At 52.6% G+C, this 20,089-nt stretch carries 16 protein-coding genes and 1 pseudogene; 5 read left to right on the forward strand and 12 right to left on the reverse strand.

The window, feature by feature from the left end; translation table 11 throughout:
* Window positions 1–85 precede the first annotated feature (85 nt).
* From yfbR to tnpA, 3 genes and pseudogenes are all read left to right on the forward strand, one after another.
* Entirely contained in the window at window positions 86–673 is a 588-nt protein-coding gene (yfbR, locus tag ACF8D4_RS16985; RefSeq protein ID WP_144167300.1) for a 5'-deoxynucleotidase, read from the forward strand.
* An 11-nt stretch (window positions 674–684) separates the two neighbouring features.
* Window positions 685–2,019, forward strand: coding sequence for an anti-phage deoxyguanosine triphosphatase (locus ACF8D4_RS16990; protein ID WP_392466116.1), 1,335 nt, complete (start codon window positions 685–687; stop codon window positions 2,017–2,019).
* Between the two features lie 173 nt (window positions 2,020–2,192).
* Window positions 2,193–2,520 (forward strand): annotated as a pseudogene (tnpA, locus tag ACF8D4_RS16995) (IS200/IS605 family transposase).
* Between the two features lie 58 nt (window positions 2,521–2,578).
* Here tnpA and ACF8D4_RS17000 read toward each other — a convergent pair.
* Complete coding sequence (locus ACF8D4_RS17000; protein ID WP_025010407.1) at window positions 2,579–3,211, reverse strand: YchE family NAAT transporter; 633 nt, start codon at window positions 3,209–3,211, stop codon at window positions 2,579–2,581.
* A gap of 342 nt (window positions 3,212–3,553) precedes the next feature.
* Between ACF8D4_RS17000 and adhE the strand changes: the two genes are divergently transcribed.
* Window positions 3,554–6,157, forward strand: coding sequence for a bifunctional acetaldehyde-CoA/alcohol dehydrogenase (adhE, locus tag ACF8D4_RS17005; RefSeq protein ID WP_144216199.1), 2,604 nt, complete (start codon window positions 3,554–3,556; stop codon window positions 6,155–6,157).
* Between the two features lie 86 nt (window positions 6,158–6,243).
* Here the strand turns inward: adhE and ACF8D4_RS17010 are convergent, their stop codons facing one another.
* The 9 genes from ACF8D4_RS17010 to aroA all read right to left on the reverse strand — a co-directional run bounded on the left by ACF8D4_RS17010 (window position 6,244) and on the right by aroA (window position 14,225).
* Window positions 6,244–6,789 (reverse strand): DUF2058 domain-containing protein, encoded by a 546-nt coding sequence (locus tag ACF8D4_RS17010; RefSeq protein WP_025010409.1) that lies wholly within the window; start codon window positions 6,787–6,789, stop codon window positions 6,244–6,246.
* Window positions 6,790–6,807: 18 nt separating this feature from the next.
* Entirely contained in the window at window positions 6,808–7,626 is an 819-nt protein-coding gene (locus ACF8D4_RS17015; RefSeq protein WP_025010410.1) for an SDR family oxidoreductase, read from the reverse strand.
* A gap of 71 nt (window positions 7,627–7,697) precedes the next feature.
* On the reverse strand, window positions 7,698–8,393 hold the full coding sequence (gene pyrF, locus ACF8D4_RS17020) for an orotidine-5'-phosphate decarboxylase (protein WP_025010411.1): 696 nt from the start codon (window positions 8,391–8,393) through the stop codon (window positions 7,698–7,700).
* A gap of 21 nt (window positions 8,394–8,414) precedes the next feature.
* Window positions 8,415–9,575: a lipopolysaccharide assembly protein LapB gene (gene lapB / locus ACF8D4_RS17025; RefSeq protein ID WP_096141781.1), complete on the reverse strand. Its 1,161-nt coding sequence runs from the start codon at window positions 9,573–9,575 to the stop codon at window positions 8,415–8,417.
* A 1-nt stretch (window position 9,576) separates the two neighbouring features.
* Entirely contained in the window at window positions 9,577–9,846 is a 270-nt protein-coding gene (locus tag ACF8D4_RS17030) for a LapA family protein (protein WP_025010412.1), read from the reverse strand.
* 122 nt (window positions 9,847–9,968) lie between these two features.
* Window positions 9,969–10,256, reverse strand: coding sequence for an integration host factor subunit beta (ihfB, locus tag ACF8D4_RS17035; RefSeq protein ID WP_025010413.1), 288 nt, complete (start codon window positions 10,254–10,256; stop codon window positions 9,969–9,971).
* A gap of 70 nt (window positions 10,257–10,326) precedes the next feature.
* Window positions 10,327–11,994: a 30S ribosomal protein S1 gene (gene rpsA / locus ACF8D4_RS17040; protein ID WP_025010414.1), complete on the reverse strand. Its 1,668-nt coding sequence runs from the start codon at window positions 11,992–11,994 to the stop codon at window positions 10,327–10,329.
* A 99-nt stretch (window positions 11,995–12,093) separates the two neighbouring features.
* Window positions 12,094–12,789 (reverse strand): (d)CMP kinase, encoded by a 696-nt coding sequence (gene cmk / locus ACF8D4_RS17045; protein ID WP_025010415.1) that lies wholly within the window; start codon window positions 12,787–12,789, stop codon window positions 12,094–12,096.
* A 155-nt stretch (window positions 12,790–12,944) separates the two neighbouring features.
* Window positions 12,945–14,225 (reverse strand): 3-phosphoshikimate 1-carboxyvinyltransferase, encoded by a 1,281-nt coding sequence (gene aroA, locus ACF8D4_RS17050; RefSeq protein WP_144216193.1) that lies wholly within the window; start codon window positions 14,223–14,225, stop codon window positions 12,945–12,947.
* A gap of 462 nt (window positions 14,226–14,687) precedes the next feature.
* Between aroA and ACF8D4_RS17055 the strand changes: the two genes are divergently transcribed.
* Entirely contained in the window at window positions 14,688–15,884 is a 1,197-nt protein-coding gene (locus ACF8D4_RS17055) for an amino acid aminotransferase (protein ID WP_025010416.1), read from the forward strand.
* An 86-nt stretch (window positions 15,885–15,970) separates the two neighbouring features.
* Here ACF8D4_RS17055 and serC read toward each other — a convergent pair whose 3' ends face one another.
* On the reverse strand, window positions 15,971–17,065 hold the full coding sequence (gene serC, locus ACF8D4_RS17060; RefSeq protein WP_096141784.1) for a 3-phosphoserine/phosphohydroxythreonine transaminase: 1,095 nt from the start codon (window positions 17,063–17,065) through the stop codon (window positions 15,971–15,973).
* A 60-nt stretch (window positions 17,066–17,125) separates the two neighbouring features.
* Window positions 17,126–19,765 carry a DNA topoisomerase (ATP-hydrolyzing) subunit A gene (gene gyrA / locus ACF8D4_RS17065; protein WP_044734507.1) on the reverse strand — a complete coding sequence of 880 codons (2,640 nt, stop codon included), beginning with the start codon at window positions 19,763–19,765 and terminating at the stop codon, window positions 17,126–17,128.
* Window positions 19,766–20,089: the final 324 nt, after the last annotated feature.

Consider the following 20,089-nt stretch of genomic DNA (forward strand, 5'->3'; position numbering starts at 1 on the left):
TATCCCCGCCCGGCACTGACAGCCTTTAACCACTGAGGTAAAGTAAGGGAAACGAGCAAAAAACTTAGCTATCAAAGGAAGTTGTATGAGTCACCTTTTTGCCCACCTGGCCAGGATGAAGTTAATTCAGCGTTGGCCTTTGATGTATAACGTCCGAACCGAGAATGTGCAGGAACACTCATTGCAGGTCGCCATGGTGGCCCATGCACTGGCCATCATCAGTAACCGTAAGTTCAATGGCCAATATTCGCCCGATCGCGCCGCGACCCTGGCCATCTTTCACGATGCCGGCGAAATACTTACCGGCGATCTGCCTACCCCGGTCAAATACTTCAATGCCGAGATAGAGGCCGAATACAAGAAGATTGAAGCCATAGCCGAAGCCAGACTGCTGGAGATGGTGCCCGAAGAGTTTCGTGACGACTACCGAGCGCTGTTTATCAGTGATAGCGCCGAGCTCAGTCATCGCAAGTTGGTCAAGTCCGCCGATACTCTGTGCGCTTATCTTAAGTGTCTCGAAGAAAAGCGTGCCGGCAACAACGAGTTCAACAGTGCCCGCAAGCGACTCGAAACCATGCTGGATGCCAACCCAGACCCGGCAGTGACGTATTTTCGCGAGCATTTTATTCCCAGTTTCACCCTGGATCTGGATGAAATCAATCAACTGCTCTAGCAGGAGAGATTATGAGCCAAGCCCACTGGCAAGCCAGGCGCGAGCCCAACAACAGTCAGCGCCGCGACGATAATCGCAGTCCCTATCAGAGAGACAGAGCCAGAATTCTGCACTCTGCCGCCTTTCGACGCTTGCAGGCCAAGACTCAGGTGCTTGGGGTGGGCATGAACGACTTTTACCGCACCCGCCTGACCCACTCTCTGGAAGTCTCACAAATAGGTACGGGCATAGCCGCCCAGTTGAAACAGCGCTATCCCGAAATGGCCTTTTTGCTCGACTCCATGAGCCTGCTCGAAGCCCTGTGCCTGGCCCATGATATCGGCCACCCACCCTATGGCCATGGCGGCGAGGTGGCACTCAACTACATGATGCGTGAGCACGGCGGCTTTGAAGGCAATGGCCAAACCTTCAGAATCCTTACCCGGCTCGAACCCTATACCGAACACTTTGGCATGAACCTGACCCGGCGCACCCTGCTCGGTGTACTCAAATACCCGGCTCCGGTACGCACACTGAAAGTGGATAGACCTCAGCCGGAACTGAGTCACTATCGTCAGTTAAGGCCGAGCCAATGGCCGCCAGTGAAAGGGGTTTTCGATGATGATGAAGCTATCCTCGATTGGGTACTTGAGCTGCTGGACAGTAAAGACAAGCAGAGCTTTCTCAGTCATTACAGCCCGGGGGAAGGGCTGCACCGACGCACTCACTTCAAGTCGTTCGACTGCACCATTATGGAGCTGGCCGATGATATCGCCTATGCGGTGCACGATCTCGAAGATGCCATAGTAATGGGGATAGTCACCGGCGCGAATTGGCAAGAGGATATGCGTGCTCCGCTACAGGCCATTGAAGATGAGTGGATCCAAAGCCAGCTCGGGAATATTGAGCTCAAGCTGTTTTCCCGCAAACATCACTTGCGCAAGGATGCCATAGGGACCCTGGTCAATGCGCTGGTAACCGCCATCAAAATCGACGAGAACCCGGACTTTGCCGAACCCTTGCTCAGATTCAATGCCAAGTTGGAACCGGCCTTTGCCGAGTTGCTGGAGCTGCTGAAACAGTTCGTCCTCAAATATGTGGTGCGTAAGCCCGAGATCCAGATGCTGGAGTACAAGGGCCAACAGATAGTGATGGAGCTGTTTGAAGCCTTTGCCTCGGATCCTCTGAGGCTCCTGCCCCATAATACCCAATCACGCTGGCAACAGGCCAACTGCAAGGGGGAAAACAGCCACAGAGTGATAGCAGACTATATCTCGGGAATGACAGATGAGTTTGCCGCCAGGCTGCATCAACAACTGTTCAGCCCCAAAGGCGGTGCCATCATAGACTTGAGCCAGAATTACTGATGAAAAATCGTCGCAACCAACTAACAATAAAGCGCCCGAGGGCGCTTTATTTTATTGTCACCCCAAAACCACCTCCTATGGAGGTGGTGATCGTCAAGTCGGGGCTCAGCCCGAAGAGTGCCCATGCTGCATACTGACTCGGTTTGTTACCAGCAAATCAAGGAGTAAGCAGTATGAGCCGATATGAAAGTGCATCGCACGTCTTCTATCGCTGTCAGTATCACATTGTATGGAAGCCAAAGTATAGACACAGGATCTTGAAGGGCCGAGTTGGGCAGGAGGTTTGTCGGAGTATTTATATCTATAGCGGCATGAAGAGGTGTCGGATAGTAGAGCTAAATGTCCAGATAGACCATGTTCACTTACTGGTGAGACTTCCGCCAAGCTTGAGTGTTTTCAGTGGGAGCAAACGAAGAGATCATTCGTCGATATGTAAGGTATCAACAGAAAGTAGAGGCAGAGGAATCAAACGGTCAGAGCAAGCTTGGTTTGGATGGGTGATTCTTTTAGCCCCCTTCTAGGGGGCTGTTCAAAGCCACCTGCTATGCAGGTGGATTTTTTACCCCAGTAAGTTGGGAAACAATCCCTTGAAGCCGGCAGCTATCACCTCTATGCCGATAGATAACATCAAGAGTCCCATCAGACGGGTGATCACGTTGATCCCTGTCTTGCCGAGGAGCTTATTGATAACCGAAGCCATTCTGAACAATGCAAAGCTGAGCAGACCAAACAGGGCCACAGTCACCGACATGGCCAGCAGATTGGCCAGGCCTTTATGCTCCGCGGCAAAGACGATGACTGAGCTGATAGCCCCCGGGCCGGCCATTAGCGGCAAAGCCAGCGGCACCACGGCAACCGATTCCATCGCCGAGGCTTCCCTGTCCTCTTCCTGGTTGCGTTTCACCTCGCCCAGCTTTCCCTGCAACATGGACATGGCGATGATGGCAATCAGTGTACCGCCGGCAATTCGGAATGCCGACAGCGAAATACTGAACATATTCAATATATACTGACCCGCCACTGTGGTAACCAGGAGGATCACCACCACGGCAAAGTTGGATATTTTGGCAGTATGATTACGCTCAGCCTCAGTCTGGTGACTGGTGAGGCTGACAAATACCGGCAACAGGCCCACCGGGTTGATGATAGCCACCAGTCCGAGGAAAAATTTAACGTACAGGGTCAAATCCAATTTCGTATCCTTCCAGTGTAGGGAACTCACCGGGAAACAGTAGCTTGAGACGGTGCATACTCTACCCTAAGTTAACAAACCCCAGAAATGAGATTTTCTATTCTCGGTCACAACTTCGAATAAATTTTCGTAATATCAGTGCAGCCAAAGCTGCAGTATAGTCGACACTAATGCAAAGTTGTTTTTCGCTCCTGGATGAGATTCAACGTTGTTGAATTACATAAAACGCCATGCCTGTGGCCAAGATCACAGATAGCAACGCCGTTTGGTTGTAATTTTATTTCATGTGAGAGAGTTTAACCAAGATGGGCCTTTGTTAAATTTTTTTACGGGAAACTGATTATGAAAGTCACCAATACCGAGGAACTGGATCTGCTACTGGAAAGAGTCAGCCAGGCTCAGACGAAATTCGCCGGCTTCAGTCAGCAGCAAGTCGACAAGATATTTCGCGCTGCAGCGCTGGCTGCCGCCGATGCCAGAATTGTGCTGGCGAAACAGGCCGCCGCCGAAACCTCCATGGGCGTACTGGAGGACAAAGTGATTAAAAACCACTTTGCTTCCGAGTATATCTACAACAAGTACAAGGATGAAAAGACCTGCGGCATTCTGGAAGAAGACGACACCTTCGGCACCATCACTATCGCCGAGCCCGTGGGGATCATCTGCGGCATAGTACCGACAACCAACCCTACCTCCACCGCTATCTTCAAGGCGCTTATCAGCCTGAAAACCCGTAATGCCATAGTGTTCTCCCCACATCCCAGGGCCAAGGCATCAACAGTCGCGGCCGCCCGAATAGTACTGGATGCCGCCATCAAGGCCGGGGCTCCCGAGGACATCATAGGTTGGATAGATGAACCCAGTGTCGCACTATCCAATCATCTGATGACCCACGAAAAGATAAATCTCATACTGGCCACCGGCGGCCCGGGTATGGTGAAGGCCGCCTACTCTTCCGGGAAACCGGCTATCGGTGTCGGCGCAGGTAACACACCTGTGGTTATCGATGAAACCGCGGATATCAAACGGGCTGTGGCCTCTATCCTGATGTCAAAAACCTTTGATAACGGTGTGGTGTGCGCCTCCGAACAAGCTGTGGTAGTGCTCGACAGCATCTATCAGGCGGTGCGGGAGCGCTTCGCCCATCACGGCGGCTATCTGCTCAGTGACGAAGAATGCCTTGCGGTGAAACAGGTTATTCTCAAAGACGGCGCCCTCAACGCCGCCATTGTTGGCCAGAGTGCCGCGCGCATTGCCGAAATGGCCGGCTTCAGCGTACCGAACTGGACCAAGGTACTGATCGGTGAGGTGGATGAAATAACCGAAGCCGAAGCCTTTGCCCATGAAAAGCTTTCGCCGCTGCTTGGTATGTACCGCGCCAAAGATTTTGACGAGGCGCTGGATAAGGCCGATGCCTTGGTGAAACTCGGTGGTATCGGCCATACCTCTGGGCTCTATACCGACCAGGATACCCAGGTGCAGCGGGTCAAGCGTTTCGGTGAGCGAATGAAAACCGCTCGAATTCTGATCAACACCCCGGCATCTCAAGGCGGGATCGGCGATCTCTATAACTTCAAACTGGCGCCCTCCCTCACCCTGGGCTGTGGCTCCTGGGGCGGCAACTCCATTTCGGAGAATGTGGGTCCGAGTCACCTTATCAACAAGAAAACCGTCGCCAAGAGGGCCGAGAATATGTTGTGGCACAAGCTTCCATCTTCCATCTATTTCCGCCGCGGCAGCCTACCCATAGCACTGGAAGAGTTGGCCGACAAACGCCGCGCCTTGATAGTGACAGACAAGTTTCTGTTCAATAACGGCTACTGCGATGAAACCATCAAAATCCTCAAAGGCTTGGGGCTGGATACCGAGGTGTTTTATGAAGTGGAGGCCGATCCTACCCTGGCTGTGGTTCGCGCCGGAACCAAGGTGGCCGAGAGCTTCCAACCGGATGTGATCATAGCCCTTGGTGGCGGCTCACCCATGGACGCCGCCAAGATCATCTGGGTGATGTATGAACATCCTCAGGTGGACTTTGCCGATCTGGCGCTGCGCTTCATGGACATTCGCAAGCGTATCTACAAGTTCCCCAAACTTGGGCGCAAGGCCAAGATGGTGGCTATCCCCACCACTTCAGGAACCGGCTCTGAAGTCACGCCATTTGCCGTGGTGACCGATGAGAAGACAGGTGCCAAATATCCCATCGCCGATTATGAGCTGACCCCCAACATGGCAATTGTGGATCCCAACCTGGTGATGGATATGCCCAAATCCCTGACAGCCTTTGGTGGTATCGATGCCATTACCCATGCCTTGGAAGCCTATGTCAGCGTGATGGCCAACGAGTACAGTGACGGTCAGGCATTGCAGGCCTTGAGTCTTCTGGTTGAGCACCTGCCCAAAGCCTATGAAGAAGGCGCTGCAGCGCCGATTGCCCGCGAAAAAGTGCACAACGGCGCCACTATTGCCGGTATCGCCTTTGCCAACGCTTTCTTGGGAATATGTCACTCTATGGCCCATAAATTGGGCGCCGAATTCCATCTGCCCCACGGTTTGGCCAATGCACTGCTCATAAGCAATGTCATCCGTTTCAACGCCACCGACCTGCCTACCAAGCAAGCCGCCTTCAGCCAGTATGACAGACCCAAGGCGCTCTGCCGCTATGCCGCCATTGCCGATCACCTTAAGCTGACAGACGCTGGGCTGAGTGACGCCGAAAAAGTCGAGCGTTTGATAGCCAAAATCGAGCAGTTGAAGCAGGCTTTGGGGATCCCGGCCTCGATTCAGGAAGCCGGTGTCAAAGAAGCCGATTTCCTGGATAAGCTCGATGAACTGGCTGAAGATGCTTTTGATGATCAGTGTACAGGCGCCAATCCCAGGTATCCCTTGATAGGTGAACTGAAAGCTTTGCTGCTGGCGAGCTTCTATGGTGAAACGTATCGTGACTGACGGGTAAACCTGCACAAACAACAAAGGCCTCCCTATGGAGGCCTTTGGCTTTCAAGCGTTATACCGAATCGGTAGGTATAAGCGCCTTACCACATAAGATCGTCCGGAATGACATAATCTGCGTAAGGGTCGTCTTCTTCCGTTACTTGCGCGGCGTTGTTCTCGGCCTGCCACAAATAGCCACACCAAGCCGGCACCAACAGATTAACCCGCTCGGCGAGTTTATGAGGCACCAGATAGCTGCTTTGCTCAATTCGCACTATCCCCAAGCGGCCACCGAGTAACTGACTCTGAAGTTTTTCATTGATATACAAGGGGTATATCTTGTTCTCCAGGGTATAGTTGAACTTGATCTCGCCATCTTTCGGCAGCGCCACCGCATTTTGCTTAACTTCGGTGACCAGGCCACGGACCAGACCTTTCTCTGTGGCCTCGGCAAAGCGTTGTTCATTGAGTGCCTTGTCCTTTTCTGCCTGCTGCTTTTTCTGCTGAGCGATCTGCGCCTTCAGCTCAGCAGAGCCGTCATCAATATTGGACTTGCGGTTACGTTTCTTTTGGGTTTTGACATCGCGAACTTTTTGCTTGCTGGCGAGACCCGCCTTGAGCAACTGTTCCTGTAATGCGTTTGCCATTTTATAATCTCTCTCTTGCTACTTACTTGATTCTTGCTTTGCTGCCAGTGCCCCGAGCTGACTCATGGCCGCACTGGCACCGCCAAGCGACCAACCGCCGTCAACCGGTAATATGGTTCCGGTAATATACGAAGCCATTGGCGATGCCATAAAGAGTGCAGCATTGGCCAAGTCTTCCCCCTCACCGTTGCGTTTTAACGGCACACTCTCGGCCACCTGTTGCTGCAACTGCGCCGACGGCGCCAGGCGATTGAACCCTTCGGTACCGGCAATCGGCCCGGGTACCAGGGAGTTTATCCGAATACCCTCTGGCCCCCATTCCAAAGCCAGGGTGCGGGTCAACATATCGACGCCCGCCTTGGCGGCGCAAACGTGGATCTGCATCGGCATGGCAATATACGCCTGCGGCGCCGAAATTTGAATAATGCTGGCGCCAGGGCGCTTAAGCATGGGATAGGCTTGCTTCAACACCTGAAAACTGCCCAGCAAATCGATATCCATGACAGATTTAAAACCGTTGGCACTGAGCTTGGCGGCGCTGGCGGGGAAATTGCCGGCGGCGCCACTGACAAGCACATCGATATGCGGGAAACTCTGGGCCAAGACGGCAAAGCCTTGCTCGAGTGCCGGCAAATCCCTGACATCGAAGCTCAGGCCCAGATGTTGACCTTGTGGATTGGCTTCATTCAATAACGCCACCGCGGCTGCCACTTTTTCCGGGTTACGGCTGGCAACCGCCACATGGGCACCAGCAACTGCGAACGCCTTGGCGATACAGAGGTTAATGCCGCTGGTACCCCCGACGACCACTACATACTTACCCTGATAATCGAACATTGAGCTTCTCTCCTATCCACTGATCATTCGTTATTCCGGTCCATACTGCGAGTCGCCGGTATGTCACAAGTTTATGCCAGCGATTGATGTATCGCCTGCAGTGTCGCCAAAGGATCGGCCGCTTGAGTAATGGGTCGGCCTATGACCAGATAATCCGAGCCCGCCGCCATCGCTTCAGCCGGGGTCATGATGCGTTTTTGATCGCCGGCATCACTGCCCGCCGGACGAATGCCCGGGGTCACCAGTTTGAAATCGGCGCCAAGTTCAGCCTTGAGCATACTGGACTCACGGGCCGAGCAGACCACGCCATCGAGGCCGGCTTTTTGCGTCAAGCGCGCCAGCCTGCGAACCTGATCTTCAGCACTGCCTTCAACACCAATAAGCTTGAGCTCATCGTCGCTCATTGAAGTCAGCACAGTAACGGCAATCAGCAAGGGGGCGTTATCCCCGTAAGGCAGCAATGCTCGGCGGGCGGCTTCCATCATGGCGAGGCCGCCACTGGCGTGGACATTCACCATCCAGACGCCCATTTCGGCGGCAGCAGTGACCGCCTTGGCCACTGTGTTGGGAATGTCGTGAAACTTCAGGTCAAGAAACAGATCAAACCCTCGGTCATGGATCTCTTTCACCAGTTGAGGCCCGAACAGGGTAAACATCTCTTTGCCTACCTTAAGGCGGCACATAGACGGATCCAACTTATCAATAAGTTGCAATGCTTTGAATTTGTTATCAAAGTCCAAGGCGACCACAATAGGTGTCTCTGTCATTTTTACTCCGTTATCTGAGGGTTATTCACCGTCCAAGCCGCGCACCCGCTTGATACTGCCCCAGCACTTGCAGGATGGGCAGTGCCAATATAGGGTGTGTGCCGGGAAACCACACTCCCGACAGCGGTAACTTGGACGGAATCTTATTTGTTGTTCTACCAGCTTTTCCAGCATCGCCAGGCTATCTCGCGCCTGCCCCTGCTCAGCCTGCTTGATATGCATCTGCATCAGGTGCTGGAACCCCCGCATGGTGGGGTGGCGATAGAGAGCTTCCATCACCATGTCTTCGGCGCCTTTGATGTTGCCGTCTTCAATCATGCGTTGCGCCAATGCCACCACAACCGAGGCACCGGCGCCCTTATCTATCGCGTGAGCCAATAGCTCGCGATAACCGTCGATATCATTGAGCTCTTGATAGAGCTGGCGGGCACAAGCGAGTGCATCGGCAAAAAGCTCGGCATCGGCGTCAATCAGTTGGTTGAGCATCTGCTTGGCCTGAGGCAATTGCCCGGCATCCAGGTAGGTCTTGGCCAGTGACAACAAGGCGCGGCCACATTGAGAATCTTGCTTGAGTGCCGCTTGAAAGCCCTTGAGTTTTCCCGCTTCGTCGTCAGCTTCCTCGGCTAGTTGACAATAGAAATGAGCGATAACGGGTTTCAGACCCTGCTGGCGTTTACGTGGCAAGCGCTTGGTGATATCAATTGCTTTCTGCCACTCTTTGGTGATTTGGTAAATGGAGATCAGTTGGGTTTCAGCTTCTTCGCTGTGATCGTCCTGACTGACGAGATTAAGGAATATCTCCTCGGCTCTATCGTAGAACCCGGCGGCCATATAGTCCTTGCCCAGTTCCATCATCGCCATGTCTCTTTGCTCTGTGGCGAGATTGGGCCTTGCTATCAGGTTTTGGTGAATACGAATGGATCTGTCTACCTCACCACGCTTGCGAAACAAGGAACCCAGCGACAGATGAGTATCTATGGTTTCATCATCGACATCCAACATGCTGATAAAGAGATCGACCGCCTTGTCTGACTCATTGGAGAGCAGAAAATTGAGCCCGGTGAAGTAGTCACGGCTCAGTTTCTTTTGTGCTGAATTCTGTTTCTGCCTCAAACTGCGGCGGCCCATGTACCAACCGTAAGCCGCAGCAATAGGCAGCAACAGAAAGAGAAGTTCGAGCATACTAGGCGTCTTGCCCCTGCTGCTGAGTTAAGGTCTGGATCTTCTTGCGGGCATTACGCAATGACAGTTTCAGCTTCATGATGTAGTAGAAGGCGATGATCCAACTTAGGATAAACCCCGCCAGAAATACCACGGCCAACACTACAGGCAAGCGGAACTCTCCCTGTGCCACAAAATAACTGATGGTGACCAGCTGCTCATTGCGGGAGCCAAATACCAGTGCCACTACAAACAGCATTGCCACTAGTACGGTTGCGACAAATGACTTCACGTTGCACTCCATAAACGCGTTTCAATGTTCTGATTATCCAGTAATTTGACTGAGCTGACCAGCTTTAGCCAAGATCCAGACATAAAAAAGCCCCCTTTCGGAGGCTTTTAATACAACAGCGATTAACGGTTATAAGCGTCAACGCGTTCGCGCAGTTCTTTGCCTGGCTTAAAGTGCGGGACGTACTTGCCATCCAACTCGACTGATGTTCCCGTCTTGGGATTACGACCAGTGCGAGGTGCACGATAGTGAAGTGAAAAGCTGCCAAAGCCACGGATCTCTATGCGATCACCGCTTTCCAATGTCTTCGCCATTTGCTCCAACATCTCTTTGATGGCGCCTTCTACTTCTTTCGCCGACAGTTGCGACTGCCCAGTGGCGAGTTTTTCGATCAGTTCGGATTTAGTCATCCTAGCTACCCCTATTATCAAGCCAAACACAGTCACCTAACAGGGGGCTAGCCCCCTGTACTACAGGCACTTACTTACGAGCTGCCTTAAACGCTTCAGCCATTGCATTAGTCATGATAGCGTCGTCCTGCTTGTTCAGGTTAGCCATCACTTCTTTTTCTTCAGCTTCGTCTTTAGCACGTACAGACAGGCTGATTGCACGGTTCTTGCGATCTACGCCCATGAACTTGGCTTCAACGCTGTCACCTACATTGTAGACGCTTGATGCATCTTCAACACGGTCACGGCTGATGTCAGATACACGGATGTAACCTTCAACAGTGTCAGCCAGCTCAACAGTAACACCTTTGGCGTCAACAGCAGTAACAGTACCAACTACGATAGTACCTTTCTTCTTGTCGGCCAGGTAAGCGTTGAATGGATCGTCTTCAGTCTGCTTAACACCCAGGCTGATACGCTCACGCTCTGGATCAACAGACAGAACCACTGCAGTGATTTCGTCGCCTTTCTTGTACTCGCCAACAGCGTCTTCGCCGCTACCGTTCCAAGAGATGTCAGACAGGTGAACCAGACCGTCGATACCGCCGTCCAGACCGATGAAGATACCGAAGTCAGTGATAGACTTGATCTTACCGGTAACTTTGTCGCCCTTGGCATAACGGTTAGCGAAGTCTTCCCATGGGTTGGTCTTGCACTGCTTGAGACCCAGAGAAATACGACGACGCTCTTCATCGATGTCCAGAACCAGAACTTCAACTTCGTCACCCAGGTTAACAACCTTGGATGGGTGGATGTTCTTGTTGGTCCAATCCATTTCAGAAACGTGTACCAGACCTTCAACGCCTTCTTCGATTTCAACGAAGCAGCCGTAGTCAGTCAGGTTGGTTACGCGACCAGTCAGACGAGTGTTTTCTGGGTAGCGCTTGCTGATTTCCAGCCATGGGTCTTCACCCAGTTGCTTCAGACCCAGAGATACACGAGTGCGCTCGCGATCGTACTTCAGTACTTTGACGTTGATTTCGTCACCAACATTCACGATCTCAGATGGGTGCTTAACACGCTTCCAAGCCATGTCGGTGATGTGCAGCAGGCCGTCAACACCGCCCAGATCTACGAATGCACCGTAGTCGGTCAGGTTCTTAACGATACCTTTAACTGCTTGACCTTCTTGCAGGTTTTCCAGCAGAGCATCACGCTCAGCGCTGCTTTCAGATTCGATAACAGCACGACGAGAAACAACAACGTTGTTGCGCTTCTGGTCCAGCTTGATAACTTTGAATTCCAGTTCTTTGTTTTCCAGGTGAGCAGTATCGCGTACTGGGCGAACGTCAACCAGAGAACCAGGCAGGAACGCACGGATACCGTTCAGCTCAACGGTGAAACCGCCTTTAACCTTGCCATTGATGACACCGATTACAGTTTCAGCATCTTCGTAAGCTTTTTCCAGAACGATCCAGGCTTCGTGGCGCTTGGCCTTCTCGCGAGACAGTTGAGTCTCACCGAAACCGTCTTCAACGCTATCCAGCGCAACGTCAACTTGGTCGCCAACGGCGATTTCCAGTTCACCTTGAGCGTTTTTGAATTGCTCAGCTGGGATTGGGCTCTCAGATTTCAGACCGGCGTCAACCAGTACCATACCGTTTTCGATGGCAACTACAGTACCACGAACGATAGAACCTGGGCGGAATTCCAGTTGTTGAAGGGATTGTTCAAACAGATCAGCAAAAGATTCAGTCATGTTAATTAACTTTAAGTAATAAACCACGTATCTATCCTGAACGTGGAGTCAGTAAAATAACTCGCCTCTTCCCTGTGGCGAATGCCTATCTCGCCAGTCTCAAAGACTGACGTCAGATAACTTGTCAACTATGTGCTTGAGCGCCAGCTCCAGCACAGTTTCAATCCCGAGTCCTGTAGTGTCTATCACCAGGGCATCTTCTGCGGGCACCAAAGGCGCAACTGCGCGATTCATATCCCGGTGATCTCTTTCCTGGATCTCGGTTAAAAGACGCTCGATATTAACATCGAAGCCCTTGTCCTGCAACTGATTATAGCGCCGCTGGGCCCTTTCTTCAGCCGAGGCTGTCAAAAACAATTTTGCCGGTGCATGCGGGAAAACAACGGTTCCCATATCCCGGCCATCGGCTATAAGGCCAGGGGCAACTCTGAAAGCACGCTGCCTTCTGAGCAAGGCTTCTCTCACCCGGGGAAACGCCGCCACTCTCGAGGCTGCGTCAGAACATTCCTGAGTACGAATGGCATGGCTGACATCTTCGCCTTCCAGCACCACTTTTATGGCTTCATTTCCGGCTCCCGCCAGAAACTGTACATCCAGGTGCGCGGCCAACAGGGTGATGGCCTCTTCGTTATCCAGTTCCACATCGTGATGAATAGCGGCCAGTGCCAGCACTCGATATATGGCACCGCTATCGAGCAGTTTCCATCCAAGTTTGTTGGCAAGCAACTGACTTATAGTGCCTTTTCCCGCACCGCTTGGGCCGTCAATTGTGACAACAGGCGCCCGTTCAGACATAAATTCCTCCGCAGTAATTGTCATCTTCCATGAGGACACAGTATGAGTTCACCGAAAATGAGCGGCCAATATTATATATCAACTGCATGCTTTCCGTATGCTGAATTCAAGGTCAATTTCGGGCCGCTGCTGTCAACAGCCCGAAATTCAGCCGCTTAACAGGCCAAGGCCGCAAAGCGTTGGAAGTAATCCGGGAAGGTTTTTGAGGTGCAATCCGGGTCATTGATGGTGACGCCGCAATCGGCAAATGCCAGCAGCGAAAAACACATGGCCATGCGGTGGTCGTTATAGGTATCGATGGCGGCATGCTTGGGCGCAAGCGGTGGATTAACCAGAATATAATCCTCACCCTCCTCCACCTCGGCACCAATTTTACGCAGTTCTGTCGCCATGGCGCTGAGACGATCTGTCTCCTTGATACGCCAGTTGTAGATATTACTGAGGCGGGTCGGCCCTTTGGCAAATACCGCAGCTGTGGCTATGGTCATTGCTGCGTCGGGTATATGGTTCATGTCCATATCTATGCCCTTGAGCTGGCTACCCCTGGCAATAATAAAGTCATCTCCCCATTCAATCTCGGCGCCCATGGCCGCCAGCGCATCGGCAAACTTGACATCCCCCTGAATGCTGAGACGGCCAACTCCGGTGACTTTCACTTCGCCGCCGGCTATGGCGCCTGCGGCCAGGAAATAAGACGCCGATGAAGCATCGCCTTCCACCATTACCTTGCCCGGTGACAGATAGCTTTGACCGGATGGGATCTCAAAACGCTGATAGTCGTGGTTGATAACCTTGACACCAAATTGCGCCATCAAAGCCAAAGTAATATCAATATAGGGCTTGGAAACCAGTTCACCCTTGACCTTGATATTGACAGCGGCACCGGCCAGCGGCGCAACCATCAGGAGCGCGGTAAGAAACTGGCTGGAGAGATTACCGGCAATTTCCACATCCCCGCCACTGAGGCCCGTTGCCTTGATTTTTAATGGCGGGAAGCCGGGATCCTTCAGATATTGAATATCCGCGCCCAAAGCCTTGAGGCTGTCGACCAAATCTCCTATCGGCCGCTCCTCCATTCTGGGTTCACCCGTGAGAACAAACTCACCGTTCCCCAGGGTCAGCGCGGCGCACAATGGCCGCATCGCGGTGCCGGCATTACCGAGAAACAGCTCTTGCAGCTTGTTGCTGTTGATAGCGCCGCCAAGGCCCTGCACGCTGCAGCGGCTCTTGTCTTCGGAAAGCTCAAATTGCACGCCGAGCTGTTTGAGCGCTGCCAACATGTGGCGAATATCATCTGAGTCGAGCAGATTGGTCAGTTCTGTGGTGCCCTTGGCCAGGGTTGCCAATAGCAGCGCCCGGTTGGAGATACTCTTGGAGCCGGGGATGTTGACCTCCCCATGCATTCTACTTATGGGATCCAGTCGCAATTGCTTCATCTTTTTTGGATTCTTGCATCTGTGTTCGACGGAGTTGCAGCGTCACGCCACGTACCGCCAAAGCGGGTTAAAAGACCTTGTCACCGATTATGGGATAAAACCGGTAAATCAAGACAAAAGATTAGATACAGCGAGTGCTGATAGGCCTGAATTAAGTGTTCGTGGCATTAAAGTTACCTGAGCGCCACAGGGATTCAACCGTTTTTTGCTGAAAAAAGCCGATTTCAGCGGAAAATTATTCAAGCAGCGCTAAATAAGCTCTTTGCTGTCCGATTGACTTTCGAAGACGTGACTCACAGATGCGACTCTCCTTTCCTGCAACTGAGCTTTACACCCTGGAAGCCCAGCTTGCCAGTTGCACCACTCTGACTATCGCTTGCTGCAGCCTCGCCAGCCGTTAACAAATAGCCTAAATGCCGTTATGCTAATCCTCTTCAACAAGTATTCAATCCAGGGAACCCTATGTTCAGCACACTCAAGGCGATGCCAGCCGATCCCATTCTTGGGCTGCTCAGCCAATATCGCGACGACCCTCGCGGTGAAAAAATTGATTTGGGCGTTGGTGTCTATAAAGACATCTTGGGAAATACCCCCATCCTCGACTGCGTTAAAACCGCCGAGCAGCGCCGCACCGCCACGGAAACCACCAAGGTGTATATCGGCCCTGCCGGTAGCAGTGATTTCAATCGGCTCATTGCCGAGCTGGCATTCGGTGAGCAGCACCCTACCCTGAGCGCCGGACGCATTCGCAGCGTATCCACTCCCGGCGGTACAGGCGCGCTGCGGGTCGCAGCCGACTTTATTAAACGTTGTCGCCCAGGCGCAACCGTTTGGGTCAGCGATCCGACCTGGGCCAATCACACCGGACTTTTTGAGGCGGCCGGTCTCAAGGTTGAGCGTTACCCTTACTATGACTACGCCACCAAGGCGCTGAAGTTTGATGAAATGCTCGCCAAACTCAACACCCTTGGTGAAAACGATGTTGTGCTGCTGCATGCCTGTTGTCACAACCCATCGGGCCAGGACCTCAGCACTGAGCAGTGGGACCGAGTGGTACAAGTCGCCGTCAAACGCGGCTTTACCCCGCTAATCGATATGGCTTACCAGGGCTTTGGTGACGGTGTCGAGGAAGATGCCTACGGCGTTCGCAAGATGGCGGCCGCCGTGGAAGACATGTTGCTCTGCTCCTCCTGCTCAAAGAATTTTGGCCTTTATCGCGAACGTATCGGCGCCTGCAGCATCATAGCCAACAGCAGTGCTGCCGCCGATGTAGCCTTGTCGGTACTGCTTTACGTGGTGCGTTGCCTCTACTCCATGCCGCCGGCACATGGAGCCGCGTTGGTGGAAACCATTCTCGGCGACAATCAGCTCAAACAACAGTGGCTGGATGAACTCAAGGTGATGCGTGACAGGATAAACGGTAACCGTGCCATCCTGGTTGAGCGTTTAAAGGCGATAGGCGTCGAGCAGGACTTCAGCTTTATCGCCCGCCAAAAAGGGATGTTCTCCTTCCTTGGGGTGTCGCCAGAGCAGGTTGAACAACTTAAGCAGGAGTTCGGTATCTATATGGTGGATTCAAGCCGGATCAGTATCGCCGGGATAAGCGATAGCAATGTCGATTACCTTGCCAAGTCTATCGCCAAGGTGTTGCAAGGTTAAAATTGGAGAGTTAGATGAAAAAAGCGAATGCCGAGGCATTCGCTTTTTTATGGAACTTGTTGCAATAAAGCGATTTTCGCCGGGGTTCAGCTGCTGTGCTTGGCCGCAAACGCCTGCATAAAGGCAACCAGGGCCTCAACGCCGGCCAAAGGCATGGCGTTATAGATACTGGCGCGCATCCCGCCGACAATTCTGTGCCCTTTAAGAGCCACCAAACCTGCGGCCTCCGCCTCTTTCAGGAACTCACCATTGAGCGACTCATCGGCCAATTGGAAAGTTACATTCATCCGCGAGCGGTTTTGCGCCGCCACCCCATTGCGGTAAAAGTCCAGTTCATCGATACAGGCGTAAAGCAGTTCGGCCTTGGCCTTGTTAAGCTCTGCCATCGCCTCGATACCGCCCACCCGGTGCAGCCACTCAAACACTTCGGCCGCCAGATACCAGGCAAAAGTAGGAGGAGTGTTAAACATAGAATCGTTTTCGGCCGCCAAGCGATAATCCATGATGGACGACTGTGGCATGGCCGGCAAAGCCAGCATCTCTTTACGCACTATCACTATGGCCAAACCTGAAGGACCAATATTTTTCTGTGCCCCGGCATAAATGAGTCCGTAGCGACTGACATCGATTTCACGGGACATGATAGTGGATGACATATCCGCGACTATTGGCCAGGGAGACTTCAACTCTTCAAAAATTTCGATACCATCTACCGTCTCGTTGGGGCAATAGTGCACATAGCGATACTTACCACTATCACCTTCCAGCTTAGGTAAGGTTACTTTGTTGAATCCATTGACCTTTTCAACAATGCTCTGGCTATCAATCCTGTCATCTCCGGCCAGCTTTCTGGCCTCTGCCGTGGCCGACTTTGACCACTGACCACTCTCCAAATACAGGGCTCTGCCGTTATTGCCCAAAAAATTATTCACGACAGCCGAGAACTGACCGCGACCACCGCCATGCATAAACAGTACATGGTAATCTTCGGGAATATTCATCAGTGAGCGCAATCTGGATTCGGCAGCCTTGGTGAGATCGATAAAGGCCTGACTGCGGTGACTGATCTCCATAACGGAGACACCGTGTCCCTGCCAGTCCAGTAATTCCTGCTGGGCTTTTTGCATTACCGCGGCCGGCAACATGGCTGGTCCGGCACAGAAATTATAAATCGTGCTCACTTCATTGTTCTCCTTGAAAAAAAGAGCGTCCAGATGGACGCTCAGATATGCTTGATGCTGTTATTCCTGCTCGGCTTCAGGTGCTTCGGGCGCTTGGCCTTCAGTATCCTCGGCTGCAGCTTCGGCCACTATGGGTTCGCCGTTTTCATCGAATTCCACTTCGTCTTCATCAGACTGGATTTCATCGATACGCTGTAAACCCACCACGGCCTCGTCACCGGCAGTGCGGATAATGGTCACGCCCTGGGTATTACGGCCTATGATGGAAACACCGGCCGCTGGGGTTCTCACCAGTGTGCCCTTGTCGCTGATCAGCATGATCTCATCATTGTCGCCGACCTGAACTGCACCGACTACGGCGCCGTTACGCTCACTGACCTTGATGGAAACCACGCCCTTGGTAGCGCGGCTCTTGGTTGGGTATTCACTCAGCTCGGTACGCTTACCAAAACCGTTCTCTGTCACAGTCAGAATGGCGCCATCTTCTTTTGGCACTATCAGTGAAACCACTTCCTGACCGTCTTCGAGTTTGATACCGCGAACACCGGTAGCGGTACGGCCCATGGCGCGCACCTGATCTTCGCTGAAGCGTACAACCTTACCTTCGTTGGAGAACAGCATGATTTCATTGCTGCCGTCGGTCAGGTCAACGCCAATCAACTGATCACCGTCTTTCAGGTTAACGGCGATAATGCCGTTGGCTCTGGGGCGACTGTACTCGATAAGCGATGTCTTCTTCACGGTACCGTGGGAAGTGGCCATGATGACATACTTGTCGGCTTCGTATTCACGAACCGGCAGAATCGCCGTAATGTGCTCGCCCTCAGACAATGGCAGCAGGTTAACGATAGGCTTACCGCGCGACTGACGACTGGCCAGCGGCAACTGATAGACCTTGAGCCAGTAAAGTTTGCCAAAGTCGGAGAAGCACAAAATGGTGTCGTGGGTATTGGCAACCAATAGCTTCTCAACGAAGTCTTCGTCTTTGACCTTGGTGGCGGCCTTGCCCTTACCACCGCGGCGCTGCGCCTGGTAATCACTCAGCGGCTGATACTTGGCATAGCCCAAATGCGACAGGGTTACTACCACATCTTCTTCGCAGATCAGATCTTCGAGGCTGATATCCACGGCAGAAGCGTTGATCTCGGTGCGGCGCTCGTCGCCATACTGCTCGAGCACTTCTTCCAGCTCTTCTTTGATCACTTCCATCAGACGCTCCGGGCTTCTGAGGATATGCAGTAATCCGGCGATCAGCTCCAGCAGCTCTTCATATTCCTGGAGGATCTTCTCATGCTCAAGACCGGTCAGACGGTGCAGACGCAGCTCGAGGATAGCCTGGGCTTGCTGCTCTGTCAGATAGTAGAGACCATCGCGAATACCAAACTCCGGCTCCAGCCACTCAGGACGGGCTGCGTCATCACCGGCTTTTTCCAACATGCCCTGCACGTTGCCGAGCTGCCAACCGGTTTCCACCAGTTTTACCTTGGCTTCGGCCGGTGTTGGCGAGGCCTTGATCAGCGCAATCACAGGGTCGATGTTGGCCAGGGCGATAGCCAGGGCTTCCAGGATATGAGCGCGTTCGCGGGCCTTACGCAGTTCAAACACGGTTCTGCGAGTTACCACTTCACGGCGGTGCAGAATAAAGGCTTCCAGCATCTCCTTAAGGTTAAACAACTTGGGCTGACCATTGGTCAGGGCCACCATGTTGATACCAAAAGAGGTTTGCATCTGGGTCTGGGCATAGAGGTTGTTGAGCACCACCTCGGCCACTTCGCCGCGCTTGACCTCAACGACAATACGCATACCGTCTTTATCAGACTCATCGCGCAGGCCGCTGATGCCTTCAATTTTCTTGTCTTTTACCAGCTCGGCAATCTTTTCAATCAGACGAGCCTTGTTCACCTGGTATGGGATCTCGGTAACAATGATCCGCTCGCGGCCATTGTCTTCGGTTTCCACCTCGGCACGGGCGCGCATAATCGCCTTGCCGCGGCCGGTACGGTACGCTTCCTCTATGCCTTTCTTGCCATTGATAATGGCAGCAGTCGGGAAATCCGGACCCGGGATATAATCCATCAGCTGTTCGATAGACAGCTCAGGTTCTTCGATAAGTGCCAAACAGCCTTTAACCACTTCGGTCAGGTTGTGCGGCGGAATATTGGTGGCCATACCCACGGCGATACCGGAGGAGCCGTTGACCAGCAGGTTGGGGATCCGGGTCGGCAACACGGCCGGGATCATTTCTGTGCCGTCGTAGTTGGGGACATAATCGACGGTTTCTTTCTCAAGGTCAGCCAGCAGTTGATGCGCCAGCTTTTCCATACGAATTTCGGTATAACGCATGGCCGCCGCGGCATCGCCGTCGATGGAACCGAAGTTACCTTGGCCATCCACCAAGGTGTAACGCAGTGAGAAAGGCTGTGCCATCCGCACTATGGTGTCGTATACGGCGCTATCACCATGAGGGTGATACTTACCTATCACGTCACCGACAACACGTGCCGACTTCTTATAGGGTTTATTCCAATCGTTTTTCAGCTCGTTCATCGCAAAGAGTACGCGGCGATGCACCGGCTTGAGGCCGTCGCGTACGTCTGGCAATGCCCGCCCGACGATAACGCTCATGGCGTAATCCAGATAGGAGTTCTTTAGTTCGTCTTCAATATTTATTGGCGAAATTGATAAAGCCAGATCAGTCATAAACTGCTCGATCCCCTTAAATTAGCTGACAACTTGTAATCCGTGTCATTGTCGAGCCCAACAAACGTGATTTGGCATTCTAACACAGTTATTTAATGTCGGAAGTCCTTAAAGCCGCCTTTGCAGCCAAAAACGCCAAGGGCATGATACAAGTCGCGAGCGGGGGCAGATATCACCGTCATAGACATGAGTTCCGTTGCTGTTTTTATCATCAAAAACCGAATCTTGCCGATATTTTGTGCAGCTTTTGGCCTTTAGTGCTATCGATCACATTGAGGCGCCAATTTATGCTGCCCTTCCCTATGGCTTATATGGTTATAATGG

The sequence above is a fragment of the Shewanella sp. YQ_9 genome (genome assembly GCF_043103185.1).
Classification (GTDB): Bacteria; Pseudomonadota; Gammaproteobacteria; order Enterobacterales; family Shewanellaceae; genus Shewanella; species Shewanella algae.

Excerpts from the sequence above, each read along its gene's own strand:
- ACF8D4_RS17015 (WP_025010410.1), bottom strand. The coding sequence starts at position 7,626 with ATGTTCGATTATCAGGGTAAGTATGTAGTGGTCGTCGGGGGTACCAGC.
- ACF8D4_RS16990 (WP_392466116.1), top strand. The coding sequence starts at position 685 with ATGAGCCAAGCCCACTGGCAAGCCAGGCGCGAGCCCAACAACAGTCAG.
- ACF8D4_RS17010 (WP_025010409.1), bottom strand. The coding sequence starts at position 6,789 with ATGGCAAACGCATTACAGGAACAGTTGCTCAAGGCGGGTCTCGCCAGC.
- ihfB (WP_025010413.1), bottom strand. The coding sequence starts at position 10,256 with ATGACTAAATCCGAACTGATCGAAAAACTCGCCACTGGGCAGTCGCAA.
- adhE (WP_144216199.1), top strand. The coding sequence starts at position 3,554 with ATGAAAGTCACCAATACCGAGGAACTGGATCTGCTACTGGAAAGAGTC.
- yfbR (WP_144167300.1), top strand. The coding sequence starts at position 86 with ATGAGTCACCTTTTTGCCCACCTGGCCAGGATGAAGTTAATTCAGCGT.
- aroA (WP_144216193.1), bottom strand. The coding sequence starts at position 14,225 with ATGAAGCAATTGCGACTGGATCCCATAAGTAGAATGCATGGGGAGGTC.
- ACF8D4_RS17055 (WP_025010416.1), top strand. The coding sequence starts at position 14,688 with ATGTTCAGCACACTCAAGGCGATGCCAGCCGATCCCATTCTTGGGCTG.
- rpsA (WP_025010414.1), bottom strand. The coding sequence starts at position 11,994 with ATGACTGAATCTTTTGCTGATCTGTTTGAACAATCCCTTCAACAACTG.
- cmk (WP_025010415.1), bottom strand. The coding sequence starts at position 12,789 with ATGTCTGAACGGGCGCCTGTTGTCACAATTGACGGCCCAAGCGGTGCG.
- lapB (WP_096141781.1), bottom strand. The coding sequence starts at position 9,575 with ATGCTCGAACTTCTCTTTCTGTTGCTGCCTATTGCTGCGGCTTACGGT.
- gyrA (WP_044734507.1), bottom strand. The coding sequence starts at position 19,765 with ATGACTGATCTGGCTTTATCAATTTCGCCAATAAATATTGAAGACGAA.
- pyrF (WP_025010411.1), bottom strand. The coding sequence starts at position 8,393 with ATGACAGAGACACCTATTGTGGTCGCCTTGGACTTTGATAACAAATTC.